At 68.0% G+C, this 14,124-nt stretch carries 9 protein-coding genes and 1 pseudogene; 3 read left to right on the top strand and 7 right to left on the bottom strand.

Going from position 1 to position 14,124, the window contains the following annotated elements; all coding sequences use genetic code 11:
- Window positions 1–209 precede the first annotated feature (209 nt).
- Window positions 210–674, top strand: coding sequence for a DUF4126 domain-containing protein (locus tag MZV50_RS12705; RefSeq protein WP_252635021.1), 465 nt, complete (start codon window positions 210–212; stop codon window positions 672–674).
- The gene (locus MZV50_RS12700; protein ID WP_252635020.1) at window positions 671–2,053 is read left to right on the top strand and encodes an FAD-containing oxidoreductase; all 1,383 of its coding nucleotides are present in this window, start codon (window positions 671–673) and stop codon (window positions 2,051–2,053) included. The genes MZV50_RS12705 and MZV50_RS12700 overlap by 4 nt, the downstream gene beginning before the upstream one ends.
- Here the strand turns inward: MZV50_RS12700 and MZV50_RS12695 are convergent.
- From MZV50_RS12695 to MZV50_RS12680, 4 genes are read right to left on the bottom strand one after another with little or no spacing between them, the layout of a single operon-like run.
- On the bottom strand, window positions 2,050–2,835 hold the full coding sequence (locus tag MZV50_RS12695; protein WP_252635019.1) for an ABC transporter ATP-binding protein: 786 nt from the start codon (window positions 2,833–2,835) through the stop codon (window positions 2,050–2,052). The two genes, MZV50_RS12700 and MZV50_RS12695, sit on opposite strands and share 4 nt — an antisense overlap.
- Before the next feature lie 11 nt (window positions 2,836–2,846).
- Window positions 2,847–3,740, bottom strand: coding sequence for a nitrate ABC transporter permease (gene ntrB / locus MZV50_RS12690; protein WP_252635018.1), 894 nt, complete (start codon window positions 3,738–3,740; stop codon window positions 2,847–2,849).
- 14 nt (window positions 3,741–3,754) lie between these two features.
- A complete protein-coding gene (locus MZV50_RS12685; RefSeq protein ID WP_252635017.1) occupies window positions 3,755–5,047 on the bottom strand; it encodes a CmpA/NrtA family ABC transporter substrate-binding protein in 1,293 nt (430 codons plus the stop codon).
- Between the two features lie 13 nt (window positions 5,048–5,060).
- The gene (locus MZV50_RS12680; protein WP_252635016.1) at window positions 5,061–6,461 is read right to left on the bottom strand and encodes an alginate export family protein; all 1,401 of its coding nucleotides are present in this window, start codon (window positions 6,459–6,461) and stop codon (window positions 5,061–5,063) included.
- 461 nt (window positions 6,462–6,922) lie between these two features.
- Between MZV50_RS12680 and MZV50_RS12675 the strand changes: the two genes are divergently transcribed.
- On the top strand, window positions 6,923–7,996 hold the full coding sequence (locus MZV50_RS12675; protein WP_252635015.1) for an alkene reductase: 1,074 nt from the start codon (window positions 6,923–6,925) through the stop codon (window positions 7,994–7,996).
- 29 nt (window positions 7,997–8,025) lie between these two features.
- Here MZV50_RS12675 and MZV50_RS12670 read toward each other — a convergent pair.
- The 3 genes and pseudogenes from MZV50_RS12670 to MZV50_RS12660 all read right to left on the bottom strand — a co-directional run.
- A pseudogene (locus MZV50_RS12670) lies at window positions 8,026–9,660 on the bottom strand (NAD(P)/FAD-dependent oxidoreductase); the annotation flags it as partial.
- 45 nt (window positions 9,661–9,705) lie between these two features.
- Entirely contained in the window at window positions 9,706–10,977 is a 1,272-nt protein-coding gene (locus tag MZV50_RS12665) for a pectate lyase family protein (RefSeq protein ID WP_252635014.1), read from the bottom strand.
- 26 nt (window positions 10,978–11,003) lie between these two features.
- Window positions 11,004–14,123, bottom strand: a complete 3,120-nt coding sequence (locus MZV50_RS12660) for a sugar-binding domain-containing protein (protein WP_252635013.1) — start codon at window positions 14,121–14,123, stop codon at window positions 11,004–11,006.
- Window position 14,124: the final 1 nt, after the last annotated feature.

Genomic DNA, 14,124 nt, shown 5'->3' with positions numbered 1-14,124 from the left:
TCCTTGAGCAAATCGGCAAGCCCTGCCGATCCGGGGCCTTGCCCCGCGCGCCCGTGCCGTGACACCGTCGAGACCCGCAAGGCCTTGCCGCCCGTTGCGTCGGCGCGGTCCCGATGCAACCAAAACGTACAAGATCCGGAATCCACCTTGCGTTGTCCCATGCGACGGCGCCAGATCCGACGACCTAGAGCTTGAGCGGAGCCTTCTCGATGACCCTTTACCTGCTGGCCCTGCTGATCGGCGTCGTCGCCGGCCTGCGCGCCCTGACTCCCGTCGCCGCGGCCGCCTGGGGCGCGCGCCTGGGCTGGGTGCCGCTGGCGGGCTATCCGCTGGCCTGGCTGGGCGGCTGGATCCCGGTGATCGTCTTCAGCCTGCTGGCCGCGCTCGAGCTGGTCGCCGACCAGCATCCCAAGACCCCCAGCCGCAAGGTTCCGCATCAGTTCATCACCCGCGTGATCGCCGGCGCCTTCAGCGGCGCGGTGCTGATGATGCCGGCCACCCACTGGGTGCGCGGCGCGGCGCTGGGCGCGGTCGGCGCGGTGATCGGCACGCTGGGCGGCGCCGAGTTCCGCGCCCGCTTGGCCGCTCGGTTCGGCCAGGATCGCCCGGCCGCCCTGATCGAGGACGCGATCGCCGTGATCGCCGCCTTCGCGATCTTCGCGGTGGCCCTGTGACGACCACGAGGTCCTTCGACGCGATCATCATCGGCGCCGGCCAGGCCGGCCCTTCGCTGGCCGACCGCCTTACCGCCGCTGGCCAGACCGTGGCCCTGATCGAGCGCAAGGACTTCGGCGGAACCTGCGTCAACACCGGCTGCATGCCGACCAAGACTCTGGTGGCCAGCGCCTACGCCGCGCATCTGGCCCGCCGCGCGGCGGACTATGGCGTCGTTCTGGATGGTCCGGTCGGCGTCGACATGAAGCGCGTCAAGGACCGCCAGCAGACCGTCGTGCGCAACGCCCGCGGCAATATCGAAAAGTGGCTGCGCGGCATGCCCGGCATGACGGTCATCCACGGTCACGCCCGCTTCGAGAGCGCGAACACCGTCCGCGTCGGCGATGACCTGCTGACCGCGCCCAGGATCTTCCTGAACGTCGGCGGCCGCGCCAACGTCCCCGACATGCCGGGCGTGGGCGACATCCCCTTCCTGACCAATGCCGGGATGATGCAACTGGATACGCCGCCCGAGCACCTGGTCATCGTCGGCGGCAGCTATATCGGGCTGGAGTTCGCCCAGATGTTCCGCCGCTTCGGCAGCCAGGTGACGGTGGTCGAGATGGGTCCGCGCCTGATCGGCCGCGAGGACCCAGAGGTCTCGGACGCGATCCGCGAGATCCTCGAGGCCGAGGGGATCACCGTCCGACTCAACGCCGAATGCATCAGCTTCGCGCCCGCCGAGAATGGCGTCTGCGTGCATGTCACCTGCGAGGCCGGCGCGCCGCAGGTCGTCGGTTCGAACGTGCTTCTGGCCGTCGGCCGCAAACCCAACACCGACGACCTGGGCCTCGACAAGGCCGGGATCGAGACCGACAAGCGCGGCTACATCGTCGTCGACGACCAGTTGCGCACCACTGTCCCGGGCGTCTGGGCGATGGGCGACTGCAACGGCAAGGGCGCCTTCACCCACACGGCCTACAACGACTTCGAGATCATCGCGGCGAACCTGCTGGACGATGACCCGCGCAAGGTCAGCGACCGCATCAGCTGCTACGGCCTGTTCGTCGATCCGCCGCTGGGCCGCGTGGGCATGACCGAGGCCGAGGCCCGGGCCACCGGCCGGCCGCTGCTGATCGGCCAGCGCCCGATGACCCGCGTCGGCCGCGCCGTCGAGAAGGGCGAGACCCAGGGCTTCATGAAGGTGGTGGTCGACGCCGAGACCAAACAGATCCTCGGCGCCGCCATCCTGGGCCTGAACGGCGACGAGGTCATCCATGGCATGATCGACCTGATGTACGCCAAGGCGCCCTACACCGTGATTTCGCGAGCGGTGCACATCCATCCGACGGTGTCCGAACTGATCCCGACGATGCTGCAGGAACTGAAGCCGGCCTAAGCCGCGCGCCTGGCGTACAGAAACTCGATCACCGCCGCCCGCGCGTGGACGTAGGTCGGATGCTCGGCCACGGCCAGGCGATCCCTGGGACGGGCCAGCGGCACGTCCAGCACCTGACCCACATTGGCGCGCGGACCGTTGGTCATCATCACGATGCGGTCCGACAGCAAGGTGGCCTCGTCCACGTCGTGGGTGATCATCAGCACGGTGTTGTTCAGGGCGGCGTGGATCTCCATGACGCTGTCCTGCAGGTGGGCGCGGGTCAGGGCGTCCAGGGCCCCGAACGGCTCGTCCAGCAGCAGAACCTTGGGCTCCATGGCGAGCGCCCGGGCGATGCCGACCCGCTGCTTCATGCCGCCGGAGATCTCGGACGGCCGCTTGTCCAGGGCGTGGGTCATCTTGACCAGCTCCAGATTGTGCAGCGTCCAGTCGCGGCGCTCGGCGGCGGACTTGCTTCCGCCGAACACCTTGTCCACGGCCAGCGAGACGTTCTCGCGCACCGACAGCCACGGTAGCAGCGAGTGGTTCTGGAAGACCACGGCGCGGTCGGGACCGGGCGCGTTGACCTCTTGCTTGTCCAGAATCACCGCCCCCGTCGTGACGGGCGTCAGGCCCGCCACCACGTTCAGCAGGGTGGACTTGCCGCAGCCGGAATGGCCGATGATCGAGACGAACTCGCCCTTCTCGACCTTCAGATCAACGCCCGTGAGCACCTCGGTGCGGGCCGCGCCCTTGGTGAAGGTGACGCCGACGTTCTCGATGGAAAGATAGGCCTTGGCCATGGTCGTGGCTCCTAGCTGGCGGCGTTGCCGCGCGAGACGAAATGGCCGATCAGGGCCACCAGGCGGTCGAGGAAGAAGCCCGTCACGCCGACCCAGGCCAGGGCCACGATGATGTCGGCGATGCGCGAGGCGTTGTACTGGTCCCAGATGAAGAAGCCGATACCGACGCCGCCCAGCAGCATCTCCGAGGCGACGATGGCCAGCCAGCTCATGCCGATGCCGATCCGCAGGCCCGTGAAGATGTAGGGCGTGGTCGCCGGCAGCAGGATCTTGAAGAAGTACTCGACCGGCGACAGGCGCAGCACCTTGGCGACGTTGACGTAATCGCTGGGAATGTTCCGCACGCCCACGGCGGTGTTGATGATGATCGGCCAGATCGCGGTGATGAAGATCACGAACAGGGCCGACGGATTGGCCTGGTGGAAGGCCGCCAGCGAGATCGGCAGCCAAGCCAGCGGCGGCACGGTGCGCAGGACCTGGAAGATCGGGTCCAGCCCCCGGTGCGCCCAACGGTTCGAACCGACGAACACGCCCAGCAGGATCCCGCAGACGGCCGAGATCGAGAAACCGATCCCCACGCGCTTCAGGCTGGTGAAGACGTGCCAGAACAGCCCCTTGTCGACGCCGCCGTGGTCATAGAACGGATGCAGGATCAGATCCTTGGACTCCAGCCACACCTGCTTGGGCGACGGCAGGCCGGTGTAGGAGTCGCCGACGATCGCCTGCCAGGCCACAAGCACGACCAACAGGGTCAGGACCGGCGGGATCACAACGCCGGCGACGGCCTTGGCCCGCCGCCCCAGTTCCGGGAGCAGCGGCGGCCTGGCCGGCGGGACCGCGACGGCGGTGACCGCCGGGGCGGGCGTCGGGGTCGCGGACGTGAACAAGGGTTTGGGATAGGTCATGGCGCGCCCTCCCCTCAGACCAGTTTCTTGATCGGCTGGCTGGCGAGGTACGCGCCCGGATTGGCCGGGTCGAACACCTTGCCGTCGAAGAAGCGCTCGACGCCGCGGCTGTCGCCGGTCGGACCGGCCTGGCCGATGCTCTTGGCCGCCGCGCGCCAGATGTCCGAGCGGTTGACCTTGTCGACCAGGGCCTTGGTGTTGGTCTTCTGCGGCAGCACACCCCAGCGGATGTCCTCGGTCAGGAACCACAGGTCGTGGGACTTGAACGGGAAGCTGGCGTTGTCGGCCCAGAACTTCATGCGGTGCGGCGAGTTCTTCAGGGTCCGGCCGTCGCCATAGTCCACCGTGCCCTGCAGGCGCGGCAGGATGTCGCCCATCGGCACGTTGATGTACTGGCGCCCCGAGACGATCGAGCACATGGCCGGCAGGTTCGCGGCCTTGTCGCACCACAGCTGCGCCTCCTGCACGGCGGCGGTGATCGCCTGGGCGGCGCGGGGGTACTTGTCGACCCAGGCCGCGCGCATGCCCAGGGCCTTCTCCGGGTGGTTCATCCAGAGCTCGGACGTCAGGCAGGCCGTGTAGCCGACGTGCTGGTTGACCAGCTGGCCGTTCCAGGGCTCGCCCACGCAGAAGGCGTCCTGAGTGCCGGCCTTCATATTGGCCACCATCTGCGGCGGCGGGATCACGATGGTGGCGACGTCGACGTCCGGATTGATGCCGCCAGCCGCCAGCCAGTAGCGGACCCACAGGTCGTGGGTGCCGCCCCGGAAGGTCATGGCGACCTTGGCGATGTTTCCCGCCGCCTTCAGTTGTTGGAACTTGGCCTTGGCCCCGGCGCTGTTCAACCCGACCTTGACCGCCTTCAGGTCGTTGCCGACCGAGATCCCCTGCCCGTTCGTGTTCAGGCGGGCCAGGATGTACATCGGCGTCGGGACGCCGTTGGTGATCGCCCCCGTGGTCATCAGGTAGGGCATCGGCGACAGGATGTGCGCCCCGTCGATGCCGCCGCGCTCAGCGCCCAGCACTAGGTTATCCCGCGTGGCGGCCCACGAGGCCTGCTTGACCACCTCGATGTCGGGCAGGCCATACTTGGCGAACAGACCGCGCTCCTTGGCGATGATCAGCGGCGAGCTGTCGGTCAGGGCGATGAAGCCCAGGCGGGCCTTGGCGACCTCCGGACCCGCGCCGGCGGCGTGAGCCCCGGCCGGGAAGGCGGCCTTGGCGGCGGCGACCGTGGCGGCCGCGCCTATCAGGACGTGGCGACGGGTCAGGCCGGACGTCTTGGTGTCGGTCTTGCTCATGGTCATGCGTCCTGTGGGGCTAGAACTTGTATTCGAGGGTGAGCCAGGTCTTGGTCCGCGAGGCCGGCGGCGTGGCCGTGCCAACGGGCACGGTCTTCACGCGCTGGAAGTCGGCGTATTTGAGCTGGACGGAGAGCTTGGCGGTGATCGCGGCGGTGAACTGCAGGTCCCACTCGTGGCCCAGATCCGCGCCGGTCCGCTGATCGTCGAAGTCGTGGTATCGGGCCACGATGTCGGTGTTGAAGAAGTAGGTCGCCCGGAAGCGCGGCTTGACGTTCAGGCTGAAATTGAGGTCATCGATCCCGTCGACGAAGCTCTTGTTGCCGCCCGGCGAGACGAAGGCGTCGGACCAGCCGTTGAAGGCGTGAACCGTGGCCAGAGGCGTGGTGAAGCCGCGCGTCCCGTCGCCCTCGAGGCTCTCGTAGGCGACCTTGGCCGTATAGATGTCGAAGGTCCCGGCCAGGTCGGCGCTGAAATAGTCGAGATCGAACTTCGCCGTGTTGTGGCGGTAGTCCGACTGCCGGGCGTAAGTCGCGTTGTAGGCCAGCTGGTACAGGCCCAGCCACGTCTTGCCCGAGGCCTTCACGCCTTTGGTGATCGACGAGTTGATTGCCGAATTGCCGAAATCCAGGGCGTAGACGAAGCCTTGCAGACGCAGCGCCTCGGCCGGCGACCAGGTGGCGTTGAGGAGGTGGCTGTCGCTGTCCCAGTCGCGCAACTCGCCCAGGATGCGGTTGATGTGGGTGACGTAGGCGTAGGTCGCCTTGAAACGGCCGAAGGACATGTCGGCGCGGACAGCGTCGAAGGTCTGCTCGTCCTGGCGCCAGCCGACATTGCCGACGAAGCGCTGGTCGTCCAGCAGGATCCGCTGGCGACCGGCGGTGACCTGCAAGGCCGCGCTGGGCGTCCAGGTCAGCTGGGCGCGGTTCAGCTCGGTGACATCGGGGTCGTTGATGATCGGATAGCGGGCCTTGTCGGCGCCGTTCAGCGGCGGCGTGGTCGCGCCCGGCACGTTGACGGCGTAGTGCTCGTTGCCGACCTGGCGGACGTCCTCGAACTCGACCAGGCCCTTGAAGCCGTTGAACTCGGCGGTTTCCCAGCCAAGGCGCGTGCGGACGGTGAAGGCGTCGGCCTTGTCCAGCAGCGTGGCGGTGTGGGTCTGATCGACCGTTTCGTAACGGGCCCGGACCTCCAGGATCAGCTTGCCTGCCCCGATCTGGTCGCTGATCGTCGGCGGCGGCGCGGGGGGCGGCGGCGGTTCAGCCGCCGGTTCCGGCGCGGCCTCGGCGGCCGGCTGGGCCGCCGGTTTCTCGGCCGGCTTGGGCGTCGGATCGAGAGCAGTCTGGCCCCAGGCGGCAGTGCTACAGGCGAGCGCCATCACGGCCGCACCGCAGTGCAGCAAAAGTCGAACGGATTTCATGCCTTCATCCCCTAAGGCCAAAACAAAAAGACGCCCGGCGAGACCACGCGCAGTGGTCTCTCCGGACGTCGTTGTCCAAGCTTGCCAGACGGCTACGGCGCCGACGGCGGCCCTTGCAGGCCAACGGGAAACGTCGTTGTCCCCCGTGTCGTGATCAGGAGGCGGCCGATGCCTCGAACCGGCAATCGCAAAACCGCGTTCTCAGTGGTTCCGACCCGAAAACAGTGCCGTTTTGCACAGCAGCAAAGCAGCTCCCGACAGCGCTCTGCACGCTAATTCCGCGTTTCAACCGTCAGAACCCGACCCATCCGCGATTCCGGACCTTGGGGTCTTCAGATTTTCACCGCCTCGCTTTCAGACGAAATAGATCCTGTTGCGGTTGCGATAGGGCGCGCGGCCCCCAGATAGCTGCGCAGACGCCGACGGAGGGTCGGCGCCCCTGTTCGAGGGACATCTCCTTTATGCCCAATCTGTTCGACCCGCTCCGCGTCGGCGAGCTTACCCTGCCCAACCGCGTCGTCATGGCGCCGCTGACTCGCCTCCGCGCTGGTCCGACCCATACGCCCAACGCCCTGATGGCCGAGTACTACGGCCAACGCGCCTTGGCGGGCCTCTTGATCACCGAGGGCGTGCCGGTCACGCCTCAAGGCGTCGGCTACGCCGGCGTGCCGGGCATCTGGTCCAAGGACCAGGCCGAGGCCTGGAAGCAGGTCACCACGGCCGTGCACGACAAGGGCGGCCGCATCTTCATGCAGATCTGGCACGTCGGCCGAATCTCCGACCCGTCGCACCTGAACGGCGAACTGCCCGTCGCGCCCAGCGCCATCGCCGCCCAGGGCCACGTCAGCCTGCTGCGCCCCGAGCGCCCCTATCCCACGCCGCGCGCCCTCTCGACCGAGGAAGTCGCCGGTGTCGTCGAGGCCTTCCGCCAAGGCGCGGCGAACGCCAAGGCCGCCGGCTTCGACGGCGTGCAGATCCACGGCGCCAATGGCTATCTGCTGGACCAGTTCCTGCAGGACGGCTCCAACACCCGCACCGACCAGTACGGCGGCTCGATCGAGAACCGCGCCCGTCTGCTGCTGGAGGTCGTCGACGCGGTGGTCTCCGTTTGGGGCGCGGGCCGCGTGGGCGTGCACCTGGCGCCGCGCGCCGACAGCCACTCGATGGGCGACAGCGACCTGGCCGCCACTTTCGGCTATGTCGCCAAGGCCCTGGGCGAGCGCGAGATCGCCTTCGTCTCGACCCGCGAATATGAAGGCGCCGACAGTCTGGGCCCGGTGCTGAAGGCCGCGTTCGGCGGGGTCTATTTCGCCAACGAGAAGTTCGACCTCGACAGCGCCAACGCCGCGATCGACGCCGGCAAGGCCGACGCGGTGATGTTCGGCAAGGCCTACATCGCCAATCCGGACCTGGTGGATCGCCTACGAAAGCGCGCGCCGCTCAACGCGCCCGACTTCACGACCTTCTATGGTCCTGACGCCAAGGGCTACACCGACTACCCGACGCTGGCCCAGGTCAGCGAACCGGCCGAATGATCGCCGGCCCGCGACGGCCGTGCGGCCGTCGCGGGGATCAGTCCCTCGGCCACATAGGCCAGCGCGACCGCCTCGGCGACCTTGATGCCGTCGACGGCCGCCGAAAGGATGCCGCCGGCATAGCCCGCGCCTTCGCCGGCCGGAAACAGGCCGGCGGTGTTCAAGCTCTGGAAGTCCTTGCCGCGCGTGATGCGGATCGGCGAGGACGTCCGGGTCTCGACGCCCGTCAGGATCACGTCGGGGTGGTCGTAGCCGGCGATCTGGCGGCCGAACACCGGCAGCGCCTCACGCATCGCCTCGATCACGAAGTCCGGCAGGCAGGCCGACAAGTCCGTCAGGGTCACACCCGGCTTGTAGGACGGCAGCACCTCGCCAAATTCGCTCGACGGCTGGCCGGCCATGAAGTCGCCGACCTTCTGGCCCGGCGCCTTGTAGCTTGAGCCGCCCGCCACATAGGCCAGGCTCTCCCACTTGCGCTGGAACTCGATCCCCGCCAGCGGATGGCCCGGATAGTCGCGCTCGGGATCGATGCCGACCACGAAGCCGGAATTGGCGTTCCGTTCGTTGCGCGAATACTGGCTCATGCCGTTGGTGACGACGCGCCCCGGCTCGGACGTCGCCGCCACCACCGTGCCGCCTGGGCACATGCAGAAGCTGTAGACCGTGCGGCCGTTCTTGCAGTGGTGCGACAGGCTGTAGTCGGCCGCGCCCAGGTCCGGGTGACCGGCGCAGTCGCCGAAGCGGGCCTTGTCCATCCATGACTGCGGATGCTCGATCCGTACGCCGATCGAGAACGGCTTGGCCTCGATGTGGACGCCACGATCGTACAACACCTGGAAGGTGTCGCGGGCGCTGTGGCCTAGGGCCATGACCACGTGGGTCGCCGGCAGGTCGTCGCCGCCGGCGATGCGCAGGCCCTTCAGCCGCCGCGCGCCGTCGGCGCCGACCTCGATGTCGAAGTCCTCGACCTTGTTCTGCCAGCGATACTCGCCGCCCAGGCTCTCGATCAGCGCCCGCATCTGCTCGACCATGTGCACCAGGCGGAAGGTGCCGATGTGCGGATGAGCCTCGGTCAGGATCTCTTCCGGCGCGCCAGCGGCGACGAACTCCTCCAGCACCTTGCGCCCCAGGAAACGCGGATCCTTGATCTGGCTGTAGAGCTTGCCGTCCGAGAAGGTCCCCGCCCCGCCCTCGCCGAACTGGACGTTGGATTCCGGGTTCAGCTCGCTCTTGCGCCACAGCCCCCAGGTGTCCTTGGTCCGCTCGCGCACGACCTTGCCGCGGTCGACAATGATCGGCTTCAGACCCATCTGGGCCAGGATCAGGCCGGCGAACAGGCCGCAGGGACCGGCGCCGATAACGACGGGACGCGGTCCGTCGAAGCCCTCCGGGGCCTTGGCCACGAACCGGTACGCCGTGTCGGGCGTGACGCGGACATGGTGGTCGCCCTCGAAGCGCGCCAGCACGGCGGCCTCGTCGCGCAAGGTCACGTCGACCGAATAGACCATCAGGATCGCCGACTTGCGGCGCGCGTCGTGGGCGCGGCGCGCCACGACGTGGCTCAGCAGGTCCTCGGGTGCGATCCCGAGACGCTCGACAATGGCGGGCGCCATGGCCTCCGGCGGGTGGCCGAGCGGCAGCTTCAGTTCCGAAATACGCAGCATGTCGCGGGTCTTAACCGAAAAGCCGCCCCGCGCGCTACTCGCCGCTTACGCCTTCGGGTAGCCGCCCACCTCCTGCTCGTCGTCGATCACGCGCCCGGTCCCGGCTTTGTACTCACGGATGATCCGGCGGTCGGTCGCGTCGCGATCCCACGGGCGAGCGCCTGCGTTGGCCAGAACATAGGCCTCGACCTGGCTGGACGGCATCAGCTTCAGCCCTTCCGGCCAGAATGGCGGCTTGGTCAGGAGCTTGATCTTGGGGAACGGGTCGGTGTTGAGGATCCGCACCGGCGACATCTCGGGGAACGGGTCGGTGTTGAGGATCCGCACCGGCGACATCTCGGTCCCGTCGGCATAACGGGCCGGATTGTCGGAGGCGTAGAGCTCCAGGTCCCCCTGCCCCTCGACGATCAGGAACGGCAGGTCCGGCCGCGTCGAGGCGCCCCCTTTCACCACGTTACCAGCGATGGCCAGTTGGCCGACGCGCCATTGGTGGCCGACCCATTCGCTGGCGTTCAGGGCGTAGTGCATGCAGCGCGTGCCCGGGTCGTAGATCAGATTATTGACGCTCACCGCCTCGACCCCGCCCTTGAACAGCTGGTTGCGCTCGCGGTTGTGGGCGTAGAGGTTGCGGGCGATCAGCACCTCGTAGGCGTTGTCGTGGATCAGGCTGCCCTTGGAGTGCTCGCCCTTCACGTGGCTGGCGTTCGACAGACCTTCGGCGACGATGTTGTTGCTGAAGGTGATCCGGTGCGAAGTGCCGTCGCGCCAGCCGGTCGGATCTTCGCCACCGCTGAAGCGCGGGCCCGAGGCCGACAGGTTCTCGTCGGTGGCCCAACTGGTCGAGCAGTGGTCGACGATGACGTCGTGGGCCTTCCAGCAGGTGATGCCGTCGACCTCCCAGCCGCTCTTGCTGGGCTCGCCGTCGCGGCCGGCGCGCACCCGAATGTGGCGGACGATGACGTCGTGGCTCTCGATGGCCAGGCTGCCCTTAATCAGGGTGATCCCCGGCGACGGCGCGGTCTCGCCGGCGATGGTCAGGAAGGGCTCGGTGACCTTGAGGCTGTGACGGGCCAGGTCGATGACCCCGCCGACGTCGAAGACGATCGTGCGCGGCCCCTTGGCGGCGATGGCTTCGCGCAGCGAGCCCGGACCACCGCCGGCCAGGGTCTTGACCCGGATCACCTGGCCGCCGTCGCCGCCGGGCGTCTTACTGGCCCAGCCCAGGCGCTCGAACGGCGCCTTGCGAGGCGCGGCCATGACCAGGCCGGGCGTCGCCGCCAGGGCGGCGGCCAGTAGGGTGTCGCGACGGGTGATCATGGTAGCCCTCCCTCTTTTCTTGTTTCTCAAGCGCCGGTCGCCAGCCAGCTGATCGCGTTGGCCAGCCATCGCTGCTGCAGCGGCCGGACCATGTCCGGCAGGCGATGGACCAGGACCCGCGCCTTGTCCTTGCGCACCGTGAAACTGGCCGCGCCGTTCCTGCGGTCGTGGTCGCGGCTGTAGGCGGCGATGACCTCGATCCCATCGCCCTCGATAACGAGACCGTTGGAGGGTTGCCCCTCCACCTGATGCAGCACGCTCATCGCCATATCTGACGGCAGCCCGGCAAAGGTCGCGTGGCTGCGGACATAGTTCCAGTTGCCCATCCACGGCGCCCGCAGGCCGCCGACCTGGCCGGCGTAGTCGAACAGCCCCAGTCCCGACAGCTGCTTGGCGACGCCATCGGCAAGACCGTCTTCCTGGACCATGGCCAGCAGCGGCGTCCCGGCCTTGACGGCGGCCAGTACCTCGGGCGGCAGCTCGCCCAGGACGACGACGGGCTTCTCGCCCTTCTTGGGCTGAGCCTCGAGGCCGGTTTGCTCGCCGACCTGGCGGTGGATGATCTCGTCGGTCTTCAAACCCGAGGCGACGATGCCGGCGTAGCGGCCGTTCGGCTTGAAATCCTCGACCACCACGTTTGGCAGCGCGGCCAGTTGCTCGCGCAGGCTCTTGGCGACGCCCGAGACACCCAGCTTGATCGGCTTGGCGGGTTTGGCCGCCGGCGCCGTCACCCAGATCTCGCGGTCGGAGACCACGTCGCCGAACGTCACGCGCAGGATGTTCAGCCCCGCGCGGGTCAGGGCCGGCGTGCGGAAGCTCTCGGCCAGTAGATAGCTCAGCTGGTCCGGCGTCTGGGTCGGCGCCGGCCAGCGACCCAGCTCCCGCGTCGCGCCGCCCTCGTCCACCAGGCTCAGCACGACCTCACCGGTCACGGCCTCGCCGCTGTCGTTGAAGACCCAGATGTCCAGCTCGGCGGTGTCGCCGGCGGCATAGGCCAGGGCTCGCGGCTTGGCGATCGCCATGACCGACCGCAGGGCTTGGCTCATCAGGGTCGGATCGGCCTTGAAACCGCGCAGCACGTCGACGACGCCCGAGTGGTTCTCGATCGAGGTGCTCTCCCAACCCGAGATCGCCGCGACATCGACGGTCTCGCCCAGGCGGATGTTCTCCAGATAGTTGCGCCAGGACTCGTAGACCTTGCGACCTACCGACAGGAACAATGCCTCGCTGGTCGGGAAGACCGTCTTGAAACCCCAGCGTTCGATATAGCTGTTGGTCGCCGCGACGATGTCCTTGTGGTCTTGCAGGTCGTAGCTCTTGCCGCCCTTGGCCAGGATCTCGACGACCATGGCCTCGTGGTTGTCGGCCGTGGCGCACCCTTGCATCTCTCCGAACTCGACGATGAAGGGCTTGCCCTTCTGCATGTGGATGTAGTCGTCCTTGGACCGGTAGAACTTGTCGTACCACTGGTCGCCCGCGCCCTGGTGCTCGACCCACCAGCCGCCCCATGCCTCAACGTCCGAGCGGTAGTAGTGGTCGTCGTACGGCAGGTACATGGCCTGGGCCGCGCCGCGCTTGACGAAGCCATCGTTCAGGATGACCGCGCGGCTGGGGTCCAGATCGTGCATGGCCTTCAGCACCGCCTGGACATCGGGATTGGCCAGGTTCGCGCCGATCTCGTTCTGCAGGGTGTACTGCACTAGCGACGGCCGCGAGCGGAACGCGCGGACCATGGTCTTGCACTTCTCGACCAGGAAGGCGCGGCTGAACGCGTCGGCTTCGGAGAGCTTTTCGCCGGGCTTGAGGTCGTGGCCGATGGCGTGACGGCCGCCGCCGGGCTCCATGACCCGCAGCAGGCCCATCTCATCCATCGCGTCGAACACCTCGGGCTTGCCGACGTTGCGGTGGAAGTGCAGCGCGTTCAGACCCAGGGTGTGGGCCGAGGTGACCTCGCGCTTGGCCAGTTCCGGCGTTGGCCACAGGCCGTTGAAGCCCCAATAGCCCCACGAGATCGCCGAATAGAGCCGCACCCGGCGGCCATTCAGCCGCAGCAGCGCGTCCGTGCCGACGCCGTCGACGCCGAACCAACGGAAGCCGAAGCGGACCTCGCGTGTGTCGACCGCGCCCTTGGCCTGCGTCCAGCGAAAGCGCAGGCGGTGTAGGACGGGCGTCTTCAGGTCCCAGATCCTGGCGCTCGGCGCCGACACCATGAAGCGCACGCGCAGTCGCTGCGGATCGACCACCTCGACGGCCTCGACCGCGACGGCGGCCACGACCGGCGCGCCAGCGTCGTCGACCAACTCGACGGTGGCCTTGGCCTTCAGCTTGTCCAGGCTGGCCTTGGTTGGCGGCTTGTCGAGCACGACCTCCATGAAGCCGGTGATCTGGCGCGGATTGGGCGTGTTCAGCACCCAGGCGTCGTCGATCCGCGCCGCGCGCGGATGGACGCTGAGGGTGACGCCGCGATCCAGCCCCCCGAAGCCGTGCGAGGCAAAGAACTTCAGCTTGCCCCACATCATGGTCGTGGAGTCGCGCCAGTCGAAGCGGCCGCCGGGATTGGTGATGCGGATCGACAGGCGGTTGGCCTCGCCAGGCTTCATGGCGTCGCTGAGATCGCAGACGATCGGCAGCTCCGACATGATCGAATAGCCGACCAGCCGCTCGTTCAGGAACACCTCGGCCCGCATGCGCGCGCCGCGGATGTTCAGCATCACGCGCTGGCCCTTGGCCGAGGCCGGGATGTCGATGGTCCGGCTCCACCACGACACGCCCTTGTAGGCGCCGTAGCGCGGCACGTCGTCGTCTTCGGCATAGCGGTATTCGTCCGCGCCATAGGGCCGTGTGCCGAACGCGCCCCAGAAGTGCTGCTCGACCGTGGTCGGCAGCGTGACCTTGATCGCCTCGCCCGACGCCAGCGCGTCCCAGCCGCCGGTCGGTGGGTTCACCGGCAGCTTGGCCAGCTCGAACGTCCCCGGCAGGTGGATGACGTCGTCCTTCCAGGCCGCGTCCCGGTCGATCCACAACGACCAGCCGTCGTCGGGGATGGCGAGCGAGGGTTCGGCCGCCACGCACACGGCTGGCGCCAGGCCCGTGACGGCGGCGGCGCCCAGGCTGGTGGTCAGGAAACCGCGGCGATCGATACGCATG

The organism is Caulobacter segnis (assembly GCF_023935105.1).
Classification (GTDB): domain Bacteria; phylum Pseudomonadota; class Alphaproteobacteria; order Caulobacterales; family Caulobacteraceae; genus Caulobacter; species Caulobacter segnis_B.
The sequence above is the reverse complement of the archived record's forward strand: the minus strand, read 5'-3'. Positions and strand labels throughout refer to the sequence as shown.

Bases quoted from the DNA above. Each gene is read 5' to 3' on its own strand.
- MZV50_RS12665 (WP_252635014.1), bottom strand. From the start codon at position 10,977: ATGATCACCCGTCGCGACACCCTACTGGCCGCCGCCCTGGCGGCGACG.
- MZV50_RS12705 (WP_252635021.1), top strand. From the start codon at position 210: ATGACCCTTTACCTGCTGGCCCTGCTGATCGGCGTCGTCGCCGGCCTG.
- MZV50_RS12680 (WP_252635016.1), bottom strand. From the start codon at position 6,461: ATGAAATCCGTTCGACTTTTGCTGCACTGCGGTGCGGCCGTGATGGCG.
- MZV50_RS12685 (WP_252635017.1), bottom strand. From the start codon at position 5,047: ATGACCATGAGCAAGACCGACACCAAGACGTCCGGCCTGACCCGTCGC.
- MZV50_RS12695 (WP_252635019.1), bottom strand. From the start codon at position 2,835: ATGGCCAAGGCCTATCTTTCCATCGAGAACGTCGGCGTCACCTTCACC.
- MZV50_RS12660 (WP_252635013.1), bottom strand. From the start codon at position 14,123: ATGCGTATCGATCGCCGCGGTTTCCTGACCACCAGCCTGGGCGCCGCC.
- MZV50_RS12675 (WP_252635015.1), top strand. From the start codon at position 6,923: ATGCCCAATCTGTTCGACCCGCTCCGCGTCGGCGAGCTTACCCTGCCC.
- ntrB (WP_252635018.1), bottom strand. From the start codon at position 3,740: ATGACCTATCCCAAACCCTTGTTCACGTCCGCGACCCCGACGCCCGCC.